Consider the following 19608-nt stretch of genomic DNA (forward strand, 5'->3'; position numbering starts at 1 on the left):
TAAATGTCAGTACCTTGATTTTTGAGGTACTGACAAATTTTATTTTAAGTAGTTATCAAGTTTCAAATCATTCTCCGACAAGAGTAGCGTAGCGATTTATGACCAGTTCATTTAGTCTAATTGCCCAAAAAAAAGGAATCTTTTCCCGAAAAACCATGATCAAAGATAATCATGGGGTTAAAGGTGTCCTTAATTTGCCCTTTTTAGAAAATTCAGGGACTTATAAAGGGAAAAGTATATTTCAAATCAATTGTGTCAATGCCTGGGGGAATTCATTTAGAATCTTTAGGGATGGGAAATCAATAGGTTATATACAGATGCATGTTTTCCGTAATCTTGCTCAAATCAACTTGGTTGAAGAAGGTCCATATATTTTTTCAACCAAAGGTCTCTTTGGAATAGATTGGGCAGTAAGAAAAGGATTGGAATCTGTTGATAAGGATGGGCAGAAGATTCATTTTCACCAAATGGATGAGGAACTCCAAGAAACATTAATGGTTTGCGGACTTTATTTAGCAGAAAAAATCAGAAGGGATTTTCTGTTTTTTGTGCCGGCCATCTTAATACTCTGGACAGTGTTTTTCTTGCTTGTTTAATTATACATCTGACATAATATTTACAAAGGATTGAAAAGAATAGGGCCAAATAAGTACAGAGGACAGCTTTTGCATATAAGAAATTCCTAGCTGTTCATATAGCAAGGCTTTTAGTTGGGAATTCTGACAAATAAAAGGTTCAGATTTATAAATCTGAACATTACAGCTAATCCAGAAGGTAATTTTGAAAGAAAAAAACTATGAAAAAGCTAATCTTAACTTTCTTAACCCTTTTTCTTTTGTTAGCCCCTAGGCTCTGGGCATCTGAAATGGACACCATTCCCTTGACCTTTGAAAGTGAGGGTCATACCTTAAAAGGCAGGCTTTTGCTTCCCAAGAATCGTACAGGTAAGGTGCCTGTTATCTTATTTTTTGTAGGGTCAGGAGGTAACAGTTCTTATGCTACCGATTACAGGAATTTCCTTCAGTTTTTTCTGAAATCTCCACTGGAAAATGAGCCTGTCTCTTTTTTGTTTTTTGACAAACGGGGAGTAGGAGAGTCTGAAGGAAAATGGCAAAATACTGATTTTTTGCAAAGGGCATTAGATGGAAAAAATGCAGCCCTCCACATCAAAGACCATCCAGATATCGATGCAGAAAGAATATATGTGGTAGGCCACAGTCAGGGAGGCTGGATTGTTCAGATATGCCTGTCCGAATATCCTGAACTTTTTGCTGGAGGTATCAGTATGGCAGGACCCACTTTCGATGTCAAAAAACAACTGATCAATGATTATCAAAGTGCCTTTATTTGCAATAAAGACTTGGCTCCCGAAAAAGCATTGAAAAAGGCCAAAAGAAGAGTGAACAGAGACCTGACCATTATTTCACTTTTTCCTTTACAGGAAAACTGGAAACAATTGAAAGTAATCAGGAAGTTTGACCCTAAAGAGTATCTATTGAATGTCAAAAAACCTCTTTTGTTGCTTTTTGCTGAAAACGACAGGTTGGTCAACCCTGAATGGAGTTTGGAACATTTAAGAGAGCTTTACCCAAACGGATTTCCTGATAATTTTACCTATCACATTGCAGCAGGAGAAAATCATAGTTTTAAAACATCGCCTTTTTGTTTTAAAGGTGCCTGGAGTGATTTGAAATTTTCTGAGAATACCAGAGATGTGATGGCCGATTGGATTAAAAATGAGATAGGGAATGTCCAAGAAGCTGGGATTAGATCGAAAACTGCAAATTAAAGCCTATCAAAACTCAAATGGGATTTAATTTGACTTAATTAGAAATTCTATATTTCAGCCGGAAATATTATTCATCCTTAATGGAATTTCTGATAACCTATTTTGTGCTTTTTTGATGAATTAATATTTACTTTCCATGAAATAAAACCAAATTTATATGAATGGTTTCAAATTATATATGATTCTCTTAGGTGCTAAACCTTTGGGTAGAAATACTGAGCAACATGATGTGTTTTTTGGAATAGCAAGGGAATTAAAAGACCTGGCATCAGATATCAGGGATTTTTGGCCAAATGCCCGAAAAAGTTTACACATTGATGCTTGGAGAGAAGTAAATTATGTAAATGGATACCAAATAAAAATCCTGCCAAAACAAACCGAAGGGCATATCCATGATGACCGAAATAAGAACAAACTTTTTTTTATCAATCTTGGAGGTTATAAAATAGGGGAGTTTGAAGAATTTCATTACAAAATGTTAACTGTAGACATAAATAAAGCGAAGGCCATCTCTCAGGCCAAGCAAACAGCATTTTATAAGCATATCGGCTTCAAGGGAGCTCCTTCCCATATAGATGATAAATATGGAGTAGATGTGGATGATCTTTGTGAGGTACAGGAAATCCTAAATGAAAAGTTTAAAGCCAAATATTGCATATCAATTTCTCGAAGTGCAAGCCCTGAGGAAGATGAGCTTCATCTTGGCTATCTACTTTTAAATAAATTATAAATTTATATCGTGACCATTCATTTTTTAATTTGTGAAGAATTTAAATTAAACCCATATTCAATTATTCCTAAATCTTTACCAAGGTGTTATTCCCAAGAAAGTTTGGAATAGCTGTTGAATTTAGTTGTGATAAAGATAAAACTGGCGAGGAATCAAAATAAACAATTAAATCTATTTTTGTTTATGATTTTAACCCTATATCCTTTATATTCAAAGCAATGCATATTCGGATAAATGTTAAACCAAGAACCAAATGGATCTGGAGAACTTCCAGTTATTTTTAAAGAGTGACATGGCCCAAACTCTCATTAACCTAGGGGCAATTCAAGGCGTAATTTTATCCGTTATTATTTGGAATTATCCTCAACAGCATAAAATTGCCAACCGAATTCTAAGTCTATTTTTATTATCCTTGGTTTACTTGTATGTAGGTCCCCAGGTTTTAGAACTTGTAGATTCACCTTTCCAAAGGCTTTATTTTGGTTTTAGGATGGTGACACCCATATTATTGATTTTATATATTCAAAGTCTTTATAAGAAGGTTCCTGATAAGAAGTTCTCCCTTCTATTTTTTTTGATCCCTATAGATATACTCGTTATCTACCTTAGTTTGAAGCTCAGGTCAAATGGGATTATCAGTTCTTTGCAATGGGTAATTATCAACCAAAGTTGGTTTATCATCATTTTCCTATTCTATCTCAAATTAATATTCAAACAATTCAACAATTATAAAACCAAAGTGCTTCAGAACTTATCCAGCACTCATCAAGTCGGATTAAGATGGGTAAGTCAATTATTTTTCGGATTCCTGTTTATTGTAAGTTTTGATTTTTTGCTGAGCGTGATTTCTTCCAGATCTGGTAGCCTTGATTCAAATACTGCCAGTATTTTAAGCATACTTGCCTTCACAATGTTTATGTATTTCATTACAATCAAAGGAAAATTGTCTCCCCAGATTTATCAGCTTAGAAATCTGGAAGATTCCCCTATAACGGATAATAAACCGAGCCATGTGGAGGATGTAGGGCATCTAAAAGTGGTTTCCGAAAAAGTGATCAACTTGATGGAGACTGAAAAATTTTTTCGTGAAGAAGGGGTAACCGTGAAAGATGTTGCCGATAAAATTGAAGAACAACCTTATATAGTATCTCAGGCGATAAATTCATGCTTGGGGAAGAATTTTTTCGAGTTGGTCAATGGCTATCGGGTTGAAGAATCCAAAAACCTGATGATGGATGAAAAGTTAAACCATCTTTCCATGATTGGAATTGCATTCGAAGCAGGATTCAGTTCAAAGACTGCATTCAATACTGCTTTTAAGAAGCATACAGGTATGACCCCAAGCCAATTTAAAAAAGAGGCGTTATTTTGAATTTAATTCTTTCCAGGAATTACTGAAAACACAATTTTGAAATAGTAAAGTTAAAGCTGGAGACGTTTTCTTTTTCAAAACATCACCATATTACTCCATCCATAGTATTCTTTTCTTAAAAAACGTAAGGAAGAGTCATTTCATATTTGGGCAAATAAATGTTTTCTGAAGGTGGATGGTTCAGCTTTTCAAACCCGAACTTTTTCATTTTGGGGTTTAATGCAATTACATCATGGTCTACTTGACTATTACAGCAATTCATTCTTCACATTTTTCTTTTGATTCTCAATAATCAAAAACACCACTATTGTAACGGTTTCGCACTTTTTATCTAACTGCTTGAAAATTAATGGGGTATAAATTCTTTCCACTTTTTAAAAAAATGGGTTCCACTTTTTTAAATGGAACTTTTTAAATGGTTCAGCAACCCAATTTTGAAGGGAATTCCAATCGGGACTCAAAGAAATTTCAAGTACGATTAAACTAAAATATCTATCATTTAAAAAAAACCACAATGAGAAAAACCACATTAATTTTCCTTTTACTTTTTCTGAGTGTGGGCCTTTTGGAGGCTCAACAGGAAAAAATGACCCTAAGCGGGTATGTTCGGGATGCTTCGACAGGAGAGGAACTTCTTGGAGCAACAGTCCTGATCAAAGGCACCTTGGAAGGGGCTGTTACAAATCTTTATGGATTTTACTCCATTTCCCTGAATCCGGGTAATTATACGGTTGCGATAAGCTATATGGGATTTGAATCCAAAATAATTGACATTGAATTGCAATCCGATCTTAATCTGTCCTTTGAATTGATGCCAACTAATCTTTCACTGGAAATGGTTGAAGTTTCGGCAATCGCCAAAGACGAAAAAATCCTGGAAATCGGAAGTGGAATTGAAAGGGTATCCATGGAACAAATGAAAAAGATGCCCAAATTGTTGGGTGAGGTTGATCTGATCAGGAACATTCAACTTCTCCCGGGAATTTCCACAGTTGGAGAAGGGACTTCAGGTTTTAATGTCAGGGGAGGAGGAGCAGATGAAAACCTGATTTTGCTTGATGAAGCTACGGTATTCAATGCTGCGCATGTGATGGGCTTTTTCTCTATATTCAATTCTGATGCCATCAAGGATGTCAAAATTTATAAAGGAGGATTACCGGCACAGTATGGCGGAAGGTTGTCTTCTGTACTGGATGTTAGGCAATTGGAAGGAAACTCCAAAAAGTTAAATGTTAAAGGAGGAATCGGTCTATTAAGCAGTAGGTTGACGGTGGAAGGTCCTATCCAAAAAGATAAAACATCATTTTTGCTGGCAGGCAGACGCTCCTATATGGATGTCTTCACCAGACTTTCCGGTGATGAAGAACTTAAAAACAACAACCTTTATTTCTATGATTTCAATGCCAAAATCAATCATAAATTTTCTGATAAAGACAGGGTTTTTCTTTCCTATTATTCCGGAAACGATGTGATGAGATTAGGGGATCTGTTCAGTAGCAGTTGGGGAAACAATACTATGACCTTTAGGTGGAATCATATATTCAATCCCAAATTATTTACCAATATTACAGTTACAAACAGTAAATATTTTTACCATCTTATCGGAAGCCACGGCCCGGATGCATGGGATTGGAAATCCAGCATTCTTAACCAAAATTTCAAAGTTGATGCAGCCTATTTTATGAACCCCAACAGGACCATTGATTTTGGTCTGCAATCAAATATGCAGGATTATGTGCCGGGGACAATTATCCCAACCAGTGATGATTCTGCGGTAAACTCACTTGAAATGGCAAAAGAATACGCCATAGAATCAGGGGTCTATGTATCATGGAATGAAAAAATAAATGATCAGTGGAAATTTGAACTTGGGCTCAGGTATGTGGATTTCAGAAGACTTGGTGGAACCCAATATATTTACGAGAATGGTATCAAAGAAAGGGATGCGATTATTGATACGCTCCAATTTTCAAGATTTCAAAGTATGGCCAGCTACAATGGAATTGAACCCAGATTGAATCTGAGCTTCAATCCAAATAAAGAAACTGCCATTAAGGCAAGCTTCCATAGGGCCAATCAATTTGTGCACCTGATTTCCAATACAAATTCCCCTTCCCCAATTGATGTTTGGAAGCCATCCAATGCATATTTGAAACCAGCTCAGGTGGACCAAATTTCCTTAGGATTGGTGCGGGGAATCCAAAACAATAATTTTGAACTTGTTTTGGAGGGTTATTTCAAAAATTACAATAGGGTGCTGGAGTTTAAAGATGGTGCAAGCCTAACATTCAATGAAACCTTGGAGACAGAAGTACTGGAAGGTATAGGTCGTGCCTATGGACTGGAAGCCTCTATAGAAAAAAAGGAAGGAAGGTTTACAGGCCGGGTCAGTTATACACTTTCTAGATCTGAAAGGAAGGTAGCTGGAATCAATCAAGGTGAGTGGTATAGGGCTAATTTTGACAAACCTCATGACCTAAGTATTTACGGTTTGTACCAGCTCAATAAAAAGTGGGACTTCTCTGCCAATTTTGTCCTGGCATCAGGAAGGCCATTTACCCAACCGATAGGAAAGTACGAATGGGATGGAATGGTCCTGCCCGTGATGGGAGAAAGGAACGCACAAAGGATTCCTACTTATCATAGACTGGATATTGCTGCCAACCTTAATCCCGAAGGCAAGAGAGGGTCTTGGAGTTTTGGTCTTTACAATGTCTATGCCCGCAGAAATGCCTACTCGATCTTTTTTAGACAACAGGAATCTTCACCTCAGACCGAAGCTGTAAGACTTTCGATTCTTGGATCAGTAATACCAAGTGTAACCTATAACTTTAAATTTTAAACCAAATGAAGTCACTTAAAAATATATTATTAAGTATTTCCATGCTATTAATGTTCTCCTGCATGGATACTATAGAATTGGATGTAAAATCCTATGAACCCATGGTGGTGGTAGATGGAGAAATCAATAATAAGGATGATTTGCAGTCCCTAAGACTGTCAATTACCCAACCCTACTTTCAGTCCAGCCAAAAAATCATAATTGAAAATGCTGTGATTGATTTATATGAAGATGAAGTACTTATTGGGACCTACGGCTATATCCAGGACGGAGAGTATCTATTGAGCCATAAAGGTAAAGTCGGATCAGATTACAAACTTGAAATAAAATTGCCTGAAATGCCTGAACATCCAGGTTTTAGTAGCAAGATCATTTCAAGTAAATCTGAGAAACTGGAACCCGTTTCAGAAATCACAGGAATCAGCTATGAATACAAGCCGGAAAGTTTGGTATTTGAAGAAGGATATTACCTTTTCATAGATACTTATGATCCAAAAGGAAAAGGAAACAACTACCGGTGGAAAGTTAAAGTAAACGGAGAATTCTCAAATGACCCCCGGCAGATTATGGTGGTGGAAGATAGCAGGCTAGATGGAAATCTTATTACAGGACTTGATTTAACCTATGAACCTTTCCAGGAAGGTGATGAAATAGTTGTTTACCAACAATCTATCAGCAATATGTTTTACCAGTATTTATTTGATATCTATATGCAGGCATTGACTCAGGAGAGTTTTTTCGATTCACCTGCTTTTAATCCCAAATCAAATCTTATTGCTGATATTCCAGTTGTTGGCTATTTCAATGCAAGTGCTTACCAGGTGGCTGAAATAACCATTGGTAAATAGAGGATGCTTATATCAGTTTATTTTATATTTCCTCTGGTGGCAAAGGATTGCACACCAGAGGATTTTTTTTAAAACAAGAACCTCCAAGTCAAATGAATCGGTCTGATAGATTCTACATTCTTTGCTGAAATAGGAGAATTGAATTGGTAGGTCAACCCAAAAGTTGAGGCATTGAGGATTTCGAGTTTTTTGAAGTAATTTCCCTTAAACCCAAGCATCAATTCTGCCTGAAGATTAAATGGTCTTGCTACTTTTGATAAATTAATGGATTGATTTTGATTATTTTCCCGAAAGGAAAATGTGGTGCTCAGGTTATAACCACCTCGCAATCCTGTCTGAAGAAAAATATTGCTTGTCTGTTTACCGCTATTTTCTTTAAAATAGATCCTGACCTGGGCTGAGAGGTTCAGGCTGTTTTGGAATACCCTAGTATATTTTACCCCATCAGGAGCCTGGATAAAGGCTTGGTTATTCTCTTCCAATACAGGAAAGAAATCCAGATTATAAGTCAATCTTTCCAATTCCAACCCGGTAACAAAAGAAACTCTTTTGTTGAATGGCAATTCTTTCATCAGGCCTATCTGTACATTGCCATGTCCGTCCTGATAGAAGTTGTCCGGCACTCCCCCTAAGAAACTCACCCCGGCCCCGAAACTGAAGTAAGTTTGGGATTTGTAAGGTTTTTTGGAAATGGAATTCTCATTTTGTGCCGCAAGATGATGGCCTAGAAAGAAAAATTGAATAATCAATAGGACTTTTTTAAAGGTAATCTTTTCCATTTTGTAACTGTTTGTTTGACAGCTACAAAGGTGGGGCTAGACATGGAGCCAAAAATTGACCTATGTTAAGAAGATATCTAACGCGCTTCAAAAAGCTTTTTTCTTATTCTGCTCAGAGATTCTGGTTTGATATTAAGGTAGGATGCCAGGTACTTTAAGGGCACTTGCTCTAAATATATTGGGTATTTCTCCATTAATCTAAGGTACCTTTCCTGGGCAGAATCTGTAATCAGTGAAATTTCCCTTTGTTCTCTCCATATATAATACTGTTCCACAGCAGTCCTGCCAAACTTATTGCTTTCAGGGTAGTGTTGGTAAAGCTGCTGCAAAAAGTCATAATGTATGGAAGCTAATATGCAATCTTCCAAAGCTTGGATGAAAAAGTGGGATGGCTCCTGTAGGATAAAACTGGAATAGGAGCAGTTGAACTCATGCTGAAAAGAAAAGTCGAAAGATTTCTCTTCTCCTTTGACCATGACATAGTGCCTGGTGCAGCCGGTTAAAACAATCGAAAGAAAGCGCTCTGTTTCTCCTTCATTTAATATAAAATCTCCCTTTTGGTATTTCCTGATCTTGAAACCTTGCTTGAAGACCTCCCATTGTTCATCAGTTAAGGGGAGGTAGTCATACAATAAAGTCCTTGCTGCATTCAGGTGCTGTTGGTATTCCTTTTCAGAAAGGGCTCTATCCATGAAGGGTCTGATTTTAGTTTGACTCTCAAGTTAAGGATTAACTTAACATAGGTCAATTTTTGGGGGTAATAGGCCTATTACCTTTGTTAAACAAATCAAACTAAAAAAATGAAAATTCAATTTAAGTTCGGAAACCTAAAGGGGCTATATGTGTTCGCTTACTTTTTGCTATTTGGAGGAATATTGAGACTATTCTCCGGTCTGTATGATTTTTTTAAAGTTCAGTCAAAGTTAGATCTGTTGGAAAAGTTTGACTTTTTGATACAAAATGCACTTTTATTTGGCTTCAACGGATTGATCCTTTTCTTAATCCTAAAATGGACAGCCGAAAACCTAAAAGAGAAACAATTTGAATTAAGTTTGAAATAATAATCACAAATCAAAAAATTAATTGAAATTCACTCTTAAAGTATCCTTCTGAGAATTTCATTTCAGAAATACTTTGTGGCCAATCAGATTTTGAATCTGACTGGCCACAAACGGGATTCCTATTCAATTGAAATATTCTCTGTGGCATGTTTTAATTCCAGAAGGTTTTTCTCCATTCCAATTTTCAGATTTTCCTGAAAGCTGGATTTGAGAATATTGGCAATGGGTCCCTGAAGGCTTTCTTCCACGTAAACGGTTACAAAATTTTCACTTTCTTCTATGGTCCAATTGTAGATTGCCTGAACCCCTACAATTTCACCGGTCCAACCAAAGTACATTTGGGGAACGATTGTATGGATTCTTGATTTGAACTTCAATGCTCCAACTTTCCAGTTGAACATGGTGCCTTCCTGAATGGGGCCTTGGAATTCAACTGATGAAACTTCAGTCTGCCATTCAGGCCAATTGTTTAATTGGGTTAATACTTTCCAAACTTCTTTGTTGGAAGCTTGGATGTCAATTTTAGCTTTTGCTAGTACAGGAGCATTTGGATTTACCTCCACATTAAATGCTGACTTTGACTGTGATTCTGATAAGTAATGTTGGAATTTTCTAGATTTAAAATGGAAGAAAGTAATAAGACTTGCAATGATTGTAACTAGGATTATGGTGATAATTAACTTGATTTTCATGTGTTTACCAGATTGAGTTTAGATTATTAAAAGGAATCGGTCTGATGTGCTTTCGGAAAAGGTATTTAAAAAAGTGTTTTGAAAGAGTAGCCTATCCCTTTGATATGGGTAACTTTAATGCAACTTCAGTATTTTTTGTAACAAACACTCCCTGTTTTTTTACGTTATGATGTCCCTACTTACTAAACTGTTTGTTTCGATTGTTTTGATAAGCTGACAACTTTGATTTCTACATCTGACCTTGAATGTTTCTTTTTTAAGCCGAAAAGTGGTCTGATAAACTTCCACCTGCGTATGCCGAATTCATACAGGAGAAGGGAAATTCCAAAGGTTCCAAAAACCATTAGAGTAAATTTAGAAAATAATCCCCAATCTAAATTCATTAAGTAATACCCTAAAGTTATTGTTACTTTTTGGTGTAAAATATAAAATGGATACACTGCCTCATTGGAATAAGATAGGAATGCATTTCTACGGTTTAAATAAACTGCTGAAAATCCAAATATGGTCATAATCCAAGACCAGGTATTGAACGCCCTTACCAAAGACTCTAAATAATAAATTAATGGAGATCGTTCAAATAATAGCCAAATTAGTAGCAAAACACTAAATCCTAAAATACCACATAGTAGGTAAATTTTACGATGTTGGATTACTGTCTTCCAAAAGGTCTCCTTTATTGAAATCAAAATAAAACCTATGAAAAATAGGGTTATATAGTTTATAAGATTAAACCAATCTCCCACCAAGGCGTGGGTAGAAGGAAAATATGGAGCCAGAAAAGAGTTATACATGAATAAAGGAAGGACTAACCAAAATAATCCAAAGCGGGAGGAGGCAAGTCTTTCAATTATTTTAAGAAATCGGTTTTCTTCATGGTTTCTTAAATACATGAAAAGTGGAAACAAAATCAAAGAGAATAATAACAGATATGGTAAGAACCAAAGGTGGTGCCATGACAGATTCCCTTGTGGATAACTTCCAAGGAATGCTTTTGAAGGCCAAAATTCAAAGTAATTTCCTGTAAATTCCAAGGTGCTAAGTCGTTCAAAATATACCTGTGGAGGGACAATGATTATCATCCCAATCAAAAGAGGTAAAAAGAGCCTCCATATCCGTTCTTTAATAAAGTATAATCCAGTTTTTTTAGATAAGGCATAGTAGGTGCCCATTCCTGAGATAACAAAAAGAATTGATAATCTCCACTGGTTCACAAAAAGCATAGGCCACCTTAAATTGGGATATATTACATTATTTTTGAGATGGTAATCCCATGGAACGAAGAACATACCAACATGATAAAATATTAAGATGCTAAATACAATTACCCTAAGCCAATCCAAATCATGTCTGCGCATTTTTTTAATGTTTATTGAAAGGATAAAATTACCCTTTTTGAAAAGAGTGATAGTCCGACTTTGTGAACCTGAACTCCTTCCATTGTTTAATTTCACTACTTTTTGATTTCCTTGACTTTGCCTCAATTCATTCTCAGCTTTTTCTAAGTTTTAAGAATAAGTAAAAGTGTTTTCATTTCCTGTGGCAAGCTTTATTTGTTTAAATAAATGAAAATGAATAGGTTAATTTTTTATAGTCGAAAAAAGAAGTCCGCCATTCTCAATAGAATTTTTAAAAACAAAAACTTCAATTCAAGTGTACAGGCCTGATGGATTCAACATTCTTTGCCGAAAAAGAAGAATTGAATTGGAAGGAAAAACAAAAAGTAAAGTCATTAAAAGATATCCAGTTTTGAAAACTGAATCTTTTCCATTTTTACTTCAAATCCTTTGTCAGGATTTTGTGGAAGCAAACACTGTTCTCTATACCCGCATATTGACCGTAATTTGGGATGTTGTCGTAACCTGATTTTTTATACAACCCAATGGCTTCGGGCTGCATTAAACCGGTTTCCAAAATTGCGGAGGAATATCCCAATTCTATAGCCCATTGTTCCAAAGAATGTAGGATTAATCCAGCAATTCCCTTATTTCTATAGTTCTCTAGAACATACATTCTTTTAATCTCAACTTTGTCCTTCTCATATTCTTTAAATGCACCGCATCCCATTGGAATTTGTCCGACATAAGCAATAACCACATGATTGATTTTATCCAATTTGTTATACTGAGCATAAAACGAGTGGTCAGCCCCATCTCTGATGGCTAAATCTATATCCAATAGCTTCACAAGGCTCAGGAAATCAAGATTTGAGCTATTTGATCGCTGAATTTTGATGTTTTGAATAGGAGTCATTCTTTTGCAATATTAAAGCAAATAAATTGAAATAAGCTATTGATTTTCTAAGCGATATGTCAAAAGGGGACCTTTAGGTTTTTTCGATAAGTTTAAATTAATAAGGTGAAATCTTCCCAAAAGCAAAAAAACCGGAGCCATATTTTGGATCCGGTGCGATCATTGATCATGCTGCTTTAGGTAACCTGCTTTGAAGTTTTTTGGAAAGAATGTCACAAATATCTTCTAATTCTTTTATGCCGAATTCACTCTGAAGCATTTTGAGGTGTATTTCTTTAATCTCGAGAGGAGCGGTAACAAAGAGAGCTGTAAACGCTGCCAGCAAACTGTGCTTTTTAACCATAGAATCAGGCTTTTCTCCAGTCCAAATACTTTTCAAGGCTTCTCCTGGATTATCCATAGCTGCTTCAATGGTGTATTTAATTGATTTTACTTTTTGAATATGGTAGTTCATATCTGATGATTCAAATTGAAATTTCATGATTTTAATAGATTAATGATTAACAAGGTCTTAGTTGCTTTTCTTCTTTTGATTTGTGGGAACCCAAATCCATATGTTTCTGGGTACACATCTTCAGTTCAGATGAAAGAGTGATTTGGATTAATCCAATCTGCTTCGTTCTTCAATACTTCCGCTTCGTTGGTTTACTGAGAAGGACTGTCCTTTGGAGAACCTGTACCGGAAGGTGAAATTGACTCCCTGTTGGCCAAAGTACTGGCTAAATCTGGTGTCCACATTGGCAAATTGCATCTCTCCTCTAAGCTTTTGGGACCTGAATAGGTCTCTACCTGTCAGGGAAACGTTAAACTTGTCATTCTTCCAAGACTTGGAAATTCCGGCATCCATGTAGAAGAATCCTGAGAACCTAAAGGCCCCTTGTACCTGTGGCCCCACATACATACCCATAAGCTCTAATTTAAAATTGCCGGGTAGTGTAATATTGTGCTGGGTTCTTGCTATCACGGAGAAGGCCGAATTTTCTAACATTTCATCTCCAATTTGGGAATTGAAAGAATTATAGTAGGCCTGAAACATGTTGTTTGTTGACCACCATGGGGTGATTTCTACTGGAACCATCAACCTTGCGGATAAATTATGCATGTTGTCCAGGTTTTTTAACTGAAGGGTAGTTACCCTTGTGGCATCATCCTGAATGGCGATTACCTGAATGATATCTGTGGTATAGGTATAGCCTAAAGTAAACTGGTAGGCATTTTTCCAAACCTGGGTCATTTCTGCCGTATGTGCATACATTGGCGTCAGGTTAGGATTTCCTTGTTCTTGTGTCAGGTCATCCAAGTAGAATATTGCCGGGTTCAAAAACCTATAGTTTGGCCGGGTTAATCTGCGGTTGATATTATAGTTGATTTGATAATTATCATTGACTTTCTGCCCAATAAATACTGATGGGAACCAATCCAGGTAATTTGAAGTATTCACTTCGCCGGTCACCAACTGCTTACCTGTGAGAGAAGTATATTCTGCTCTCAGACCTGCCTGAAGATTTACTTTTTTACTCAGGCTTCCACCGTAGTTGATATAAGCTGCCCATACATTCTCGTCATATCTGAAGTTGTTGAGGTAGGTGATAGGTTCTACATTTTCATCTCCAAAAGTCCTATCTATAGTCAAATCATTTTGGGATTTGACCCAACTTCCTTTTATTCCTGTTTCTATTCTAGAACCATTTTGTAAAGGCAGATATAGATCTGCTTTGGTTGTCAATATGGAATAGTACATGTCATTGTTCATGTCCAATACATTGGAGCTGCTGATCCCATCAATTCCCGTTGTGTATAAATTGGACAGCTCGTTTTGGTTATTGGCACCCATGATGGAATAATCCAGATCAGCCGTCAGTTTTGTGCCAAGGGTATCCAATAAACCTATATAATGGAGGTTGGCAAAAACCCGGTCAGTTATTTGATTCCCTTCGTTGCTGGTTTTTAAGAAATCATTGTTTTGTTGTCCGCTAATTTGGATATCAGCCATGGCATCCACTTCATCGCTTTGGTTGAGGTAGTTGATTTGGAGGTTGCCACCTATGCTGTGTTTGTCATTGATGTCATAATCCAAAGAAGCCGTCGCAAACATACTTTCCTGGATCCTTTCGGTATTTGCCTCTTGGTCCAAGGAGGAATTACCTTCAGGGTTTGAAAAATTCCTTTGGGTTTGTAGATTGATCAAATTCCCTTGGTTATTGTAATTTAGGTTCAGACTGCTTCTCCATTTCCCACTTTTGTGGTTGATTGAAGCATTGGCAAGGCTATTGGGTAGGCCATTGTAACCTCCACCGATTTGCATGCTTCCATGAGTTCCATTCAGGTTACTTTTTTTCAATCTAATATTGATTACCCCGCCGGCCCCTTCAGCATCATATTTAGCTGATGGATTGGCGATTACCTCAATGCTCTTAATGTTGTCTGCAGGCATGCCAGTCAGGTAGGAGGCTAAATCCTCTGGGCTCATATAGGTCTGTTTGTCATCGATCATGACTAGGACACCACTTTTTCCATTGAGTTGGATGCGGTTATCATTGTCTATGAAAACCCCTGGAGACCTGCCAATTACCTGAAGGGCATTACTTCCTTCTGCCATAGCGGAACCTTCTACATTAACGACGGTTTTATCTTCGAAGATTGTAATTTCAGGCCTTGCTGCCCTAACTGTTACCTCATTTAATGTGGAAATTTCCTCTTCAAGCAAAATGGTACCCAAATTTTTTTGGGAGGAATTAACTACCTTCTCATAGCTTTCAAACCCTATGGCTGAAACTTTAAAGATGACTTCTTTAAATTCGGCTGTAGTTAACAGTTCAAACCTACCGTCAAAATCTGTCACAGCACCCACTATTATTTCCCTGCTTTCTGGATGAAGCAAGACCACATTGGCAAATGGAAGGGGTTCCCCTTGGTTGTCATTTACCCTTCCCCAGTACTTTTCATTTTCATATGAAAAGTTTCCTTCCAGGCCTTTACTTCCAGCTATAGCCTGCGCTATGCCCATCACAGAAATAAAAAGCCAAATGATAGTTTTTGTGTTCATGGTGTTTTTCATTTGATGCAAAACTAAGGCAGGCCTATCAGGTGGGTGTTCCAATTGGGGAATCCGAACTTATGGGCTTCCGTAAAGGTGTTCGGATTTATAAATCAGTACTTGGGAGATAAAAAATGCAGGAAAAATAGGCTGGTAGACTTGGAAAATGGGGCTTGCCTTTTTTTGAAGCAGAAAAATATCGTGGCTTTATTTACAGCTTTGGATAATCAGTGAGATTAGTTCTTTTTCATCGTCCCAAAGTTGGGTATGGGTATAGGGCCATGCAGTGTAAACTACCACTAGGTTTTTTCCTGGTGCCATCAGTACAAATTGCCCACCATGTCCCAAGGCAGCAAATGCCTTCCATTCGGGATATATCCAAAAATAGTAGCCATAGGGTCGGTTATTATGTCCGGAGATGGCCTGGATTGAACTGGCTTCCTCCAAGTACTCAGGGGAAATGATTTGTTGATTGTCCCAGATTCCATTTTGAAGTACCAATTGACCGATTTTGCCCAAATCCCTTGGTTTGAGAAATAAACTGAATGCTCCATAAGTGATCCCATCTCTGGAAGATTCCCATTTCCAATCTTTGATGCCCAATGGTTCAAAAAGAAGTTTTTTAGCAAAGGATGCTGTCGGTTGCATGGCAAGCGTTTCAATAGCTTTAGAGACCAAATGGGGTGCCCCATCATTGTAATTCAAAAAAGTGCCGGGAGCATGTATAAGGTCCTTTGACAATATCCATTGAATAGAATTATTTTTTTCCTGATAAAGCTGAAGGGTATGTTTACCGTTGTCAAAATCCAATCCTGCCTGCATGCTCAATGCATCTCTTAAGCTTATCTGTTTTTTGTCTATTTGGTCATCAAACAATTCAGGAAACAATTCATGGAGTTTGATTTCAAGGTTGTCAAGTAAACCTTTTTCCATAGCCACTCCCACCATTAATGAGGTGATGGATTTGGTACAGGATTGAATATTGGAAATTTTATGTAAATCATTCGGATCATTGGGATAGGCCTCAGCCACCAATTTTCCATTTTTAAATACCAAAAGGCTTCTCGCCATTACATACCTGTCTTCCCTATACACTAGCTCGAAGGCTTTTTCCAATAGTTGAGGATCCATGTTTTCATTTTCAGGAGTGCTGAGTTCCCAGCCATCATTTAGTTCCTGTGGAAGCAAAGTTTGAAATGGCTTTTTGAATGGCTCTTCCGAAAGACAGGATCCAAGTATTAAGAGAAGTATAATTCCTATGAGCGATTTCATGTTCATAAGTTGATTCCTATGAAAATCTGATGGGAAGATTGAATAAACTGATTGGAATAATAGGTAGAAACCTGCATATGGTCGAAATGATATCCAAATTGGGCATGCTTCTTCTGCGCAATTGGGAAGTTGTATCCAATCCTGCTATGCACCTGAAAGTTATGGGGCAACCCTATTAACTTGGGCTGATGGTGCATTGACTGGAGAATTCCTCTAAAGGAAAAATCATCAATTTTGTAATCTCTTTCTATGGTTGGTCGGCTTAACAAACCAATTACAGGAAGATTAAACTCCCAAAACAAACTCCTGGCTTGACCTTGAAGACTATACACTGTTCTTGAAGAAACCCCTGTTTGCAATTGATTGGCCCAATACAAATGGCTCTCATCCCAATTGGGATAAAAACTCGTATTGTAAGACAGCTTGCCAAATGGCCCGGCCCAAATTTTCCAGTTTTGGTTTTTTAAGATTGGAAATAAATGGAAATAGTGTGCTTGGATTTGGAGGTTTGCCGAAAATCCGCTTGTCTCCCAAGGGCTTGTTAAAGGTGAAAACCCCAATCTGGCCAGAAACCGGCTAAGGTGGTTCAACTCTCTATCAGCCTGGTATTCTAAGGCATATTGGAAACCCTGATGAACCTTAGGTATGAGGTTCAATTCCTTTTGTTGGATGTATCCGGTGAGAAACTGAATCCTTTTGGTTTTTTGGAGGGCTATAAAATCCTGGCAATGGCCCGGTTTTGAATGGATGAAAACCGGAATCCAGAATAAAAACGCCCATGATAAACACCGATTTACAATCCAGTTTCTTGACCAAGCGGATACCTTCCTTAATTGAGCTTTTTGCTTTGTCATGGCAATTTGATCCCATAGACTTTCCCGTCCAGACTTGCGAAAAAGAGCATATTTTCTTTTAAAGTAGGTGTGTTTATTATAGGCCCCAGTGAATTGATAAGTGCTTCACCTTCTTCTGCTGAATTGATCGTTAAATCATTTCTGAATTTGCCTTCCTGATTGTATAAATTGTCAAAGTTGATACTACTGGTTGTAGTTTGAAATTCCCAGTCCAATGCTCCTGATGATGCTTTATATGCTCTGATTTTTCCATCAAAGCCAGCCATCAAAACGGAATTGCTGTAAGGAAGGGGAGAGGCATAGGATCTGGTAAAAGTGCGGATGCTCCAAATCTCTTCACCTGAATTGATGTCCAATGCATAAAACTTGTAAGTATCTGAACTCCCAAAAAACACCTTCTCTTGATAGACCAATGGACTTGCAATGATCCAACTGCCACCGGTTTCGGTAAATTCTCGGATTTTTCTGCCTGTTTCCAAATCCAATACATAGAGTTGGGTGTCACGGGAACCAATATAGACTTTTCCATGAGCTACCGAGGGAGATTTCTGGAATTCTGCATCAGGAAAATATTCAGAACCTTTAGCCTGAAAACTCCAGATTTGTTTTCCTTTTTCTGCATCTATGGCAAAAACCTTTCCTTTGAAATTGCCCGCCAATATCTTGTCATCCACCAAAACCGGACTCATATGGATGGCGCCGTTGGTAGGGAAATTCCATAAAAGTTTACCTGTCTCTGGCTGGAGAGCTACAATACTTCCATCTTCTGTGGCCCAGTAAATTTTATCCTTTCCTGCCACAGGCCCGGCACGGTAATAATCCCAAAGGTCAATGGCTTGAGTAGGATTTCCACTTGCTATCCATTCCAGTTTACCAGAGTCCTTTTTCAAGGCAATAAGGTTTCCTTTTTCATTGGAAAAAAGCACCAGATCATTCCAAACTGCTGCATCAGACATAATGGGTGCTTTACTATCATATTGCCAGATTACTTGACCTGATTTTTGGTTGAGTTTGTAAAATATTCCCTTGGTATTTCCGACAAATAAGTACTCGTCCTCCATGATTGGACTTGCATGAATTGGGGCATTTGTATCCTGCTCCCAGACCAAGCTTTGTGAAAAGGATGGAGTTGAATAGATGAGCAGGAAAAGGGCAAATAGTTGGTTTAGTTTTTTCATTTTTGAAATCAATTGTGGTTAATTTTGGTTGGTTTATCTATAAAGAGGTAATTCATATTTTTATTCGCTTCCTTCTCAGCCAAAGACCTATCAGTAAATAAAGCAGGTTGGGAATAATCCCACAGATAGGAGATATCCAAATCTGATAGCCATTATCAATGAGGATAAACCCATCTATTACAAGATGATTGATTAGGGCATCTTCTACGGCATGCATCAGAATTACCGGCCAAATGGAATTGGTCAGACGGTAGATTTCAGTAAACATCACTGTCCAAACAATCATGCTCAATACTGCTACAATCGTGAAGGAAACCCTCCCTACTGGTAGCACTGTTTGTATATCTTCTTCAGGGAGGAAAACCATGTAATATGGGGCATGCCAAAGCCCCCAAACCAATCCAATGATCAGGTAAAGTTGGAGATCAGAAGGCTTTAGCTTGACCAGTTTTACGGTCAGATACCCCCGCCAAACCGATTCTTCGAATATGTTTTTGATGATATTAACACCCAATAAAGTCCAGAATACAGAGATAAATGGTTTGATTTCAAATGCACTGAAATCTATCCATCCGGTAAGTCGACCTATCCCAAGACTGATTGCTGTCACTAGTGGATAAATAATCAAGGCGAAGAAATACCATTGTTCATTTCCTTTAAAATTGGGAAGGAGGCCAGCGTCTTTCCATCCGTCACCCATAAATGTCCTTAGTACAATGACCGTCAATAAGGGGAAAACCAACCAAATTGCCATTCCTAAGCTTTCATCCCCTTCCTGCTCCGGCAAAATTGAATCTATGCCCACACCTACCCAACCAATCAACAAAGCAATCGCAATGAATATTAGGATATTTCGGATATTGATGTCTTTCTTCATTCCAAAGTAGTTTTGATTTTCAGA

At 37.5% G+C, this 19608-nt stretch carries 17 protein-coding genes; 6 read left to right on the top strand and 11 right to left on the bottom strand.

What is annotated here, in order from left to right; all coding sequences use genetic code 11:
* The first annotated feature begins 155 nt into the window (after nt 1–155).
* The 6 genes from ACFSKV_RS04860 (at nt 156) to ACFSKV_RS04885 (ending at nt 7581) form a co-directional block, all read left to right on the top strand.
* Nucleotides 156–596 carry a hypothetical protein gene (locus ACFSKV_RS04860; RefSeq protein ID WP_380800763.1) on the top strand — a complete coding sequence of 147 codons (441 nt, stop codon included), beginning with the start codon at nt 156–158 and terminating at the stop codon, nt 594–596.
* Between the two features lie 200 nt (nt 597–796).
* Nucleotides 797–1789 carry an alpha/beta hydrolase family protein gene (locus tag ACFSKV_RS04865; RefSeq protein WP_380800764.1) on the top strand — a complete coding sequence of 331 codons (993 nt, stop codon included), beginning with the start codon at nt 797–799 and terminating at the stop codon, nt 1787–1789.
* Nucleotides 1790–1946: 157 nt separating this feature from the next.
* Complete coding sequence (locus tag ACFSKV_RS04870) at nt 1947–2519, top strand: DUF1543 domain-containing protein (RefSeq protein WP_380800765.1); 573 nt, start codon at nt 1947–1949, stop codon at nt 2517–2519.
* A 253-nt stretch (nt 2520–2772) separates the two neighbouring features.
* Complete coding sequence (locus tag ACFSKV_RS04875) at nt 2773–3891, top strand: helix-turn-helix domain-containing protein (protein WP_380800766.1); 1119 nt, start codon at nt 2773–2775, stop codon at nt 3889–3891.
* A 514-nt stretch (nt 3892–4405) separates the two neighbouring features.
* Complete coding sequence (locus ACFSKV_RS04880; RefSeq protein ID WP_380800767.1) at nt 4406–6733, top strand: TonB-dependent receptor; 2328 nt, start codon at nt 4406–4408, stop codon at nt 6731–6733.
* Between the two features lie 5 nt (nt 6734–6738).
* Nucleotides 6739–7581 carry a DUF4249 family protein gene (locus tag ACFSKV_RS04885; protein ID WP_380800768.1) on the top strand — a complete coding sequence of 281 codons (843 nt, stop codon included), beginning with the start codon at nt 6739–6741 and terminating at the stop codon, nt 7579–7581.
* A gap of 68 nt (nt 7582–7649) precedes the next feature.
* Here the strand turns inward: ACFSKV_RS04885 and ACFSKV_RS04890 are convergent, their stop codons facing one another.
* The 11 genes from ACFSKV_RS04890 to ACFSKV_RS04940 form a co-directional block, all read right to left on the bottom strand.
* On the bottom strand, nt 7650–8360 hold the full coding sequence (locus ACFSKV_RS04890; protein ID WP_380800769.1) for an outer membrane beta-barrel protein: 711 nt from the start codon (nt 8358–8360) through the stop codon (nt 7650–7652).
* 77 nt (nt 8361–8437) lie between these two features.
* Nucleotides 8438–9052: a Crp/Fnr family transcriptional regulator gene (locus tag ACFSKV_RS04895; RefSeq protein WP_380800770.1), complete on the bottom strand. Its 615-nt coding sequence runs from the start codon at nt 9050–9052 to the stop codon at nt 8438–8440.
* A 488-nt stretch (nt 9053–9540) separates the two neighbouring features.
* A complete protein-coding gene (locus ACFSKV_RS04900; protein ID WP_380800771.1) occupies nt 9541–10113 on the bottom strand; it encodes an SRPBCC family protein in 573 nt (190 codons plus the stop codon).
* A gap of 182 nt (nt 10114–10295) precedes the next feature.
* Nucleotides 10296–11471 carry an acyltransferase family protein gene (locus ACFSKV_RS04905; RefSeq protein WP_380800772.1) on the bottom strand — a complete coding sequence of 392 codons (1176 nt, stop codon included), beginning with the start codon at nt 11469–11471 and terminating at the stop codon, nt 10296–10298.
* Nucleotides 11472–11886: 415 nt separating this feature from the next.
* Nucleotides 11887–12366 carry a GNAT family N-acetyltransferase gene (locus ACFSKV_RS04910; protein ID WP_380800773.1) on the bottom strand — a complete coding sequence of 160 codons (480 nt, stop codon included), beginning with the start codon at nt 12364–12366 and terminating at the stop codon, nt 11887–11889.
* A 166-nt stretch (nt 12367–12532) separates the two neighbouring features.
* Nucleotides 12533–12847, bottom strand: coding sequence for a hypothetical protein (locus tag ACFSKV_RS04915; RefSeq protein WP_380800774.1), 315 nt, complete (start codon nt 12845–12847; stop codon nt 12533–12535).
* Nucleotides 12848–12967: 120 nt separating this feature from the next.
* Nucleotides 12968–15412 carry a TonB-dependent receptor gene (locus tag ACFSKV_RS04920; RefSeq protein ID WP_380800775.1) on the bottom strand — a complete coding sequence of 815 codons (2445 nt, stop codon included), beginning with the start codon at nt 15410–15412 and terminating at the stop codon, nt 12968–12970.
* Between the two features lie 198 nt (nt 15413–15610).
* The gene (locus tag ACFSKV_RS04925; protein WP_380800776.1) at nt 15611–16675 is read right to left on the bottom strand and encodes a serine hydrolase domain-containing protein; all 1065 of its coding nucleotides are present in this window, start codon (nt 16673–16675) and stop codon (nt 15611–15613) included.
* A 2-nt stretch (nt 16676–16677) separates the two neighbouring features.
* Complete coding sequence (locus tag ACFSKV_RS04930) at nt 16678–17529, bottom strand: hypothetical protein (protein ID WP_380800777.1); 852 nt, start codon at nt 17527–17529, stop codon at nt 16678–16680.
* Nucleotides 17526–18707: an outer membrane protein assembly factor BamB family protein gene (locus ACFSKV_RS04935; protein WP_380800778.1), complete on the bottom strand. Its 1182-nt coding sequence runs from the start codon at nt 18705–18707 to the stop codon at nt 17526–17528. The genes ACFSKV_RS04930 and ACFSKV_RS04935 overlap by 4 nt, the downstream gene beginning before the upstream one ends.
* Before the next feature lie 52 nt (nt 18708–18759).
* Entirely contained in the window at nt 18760–19584 is an 825-nt protein-coding gene (locus ACFSKV_RS04940; RefSeq protein ID WP_380800779.1) for a CPBP family glutamic-type intramembrane protease, read from the bottom strand.
* Nucleotides 19585–19608: the final 24 nt, after the last annotated feature.

This window comes from Shivajiella indica, from assembly GCF_042683085.1.
Classification (GTDB): domain Bacteria; phylum Bacteroidota; class Bacteroidia; order Cytophagales; family Cyclobacteriaceae; genus Shivajiella; species Shivajiella indica.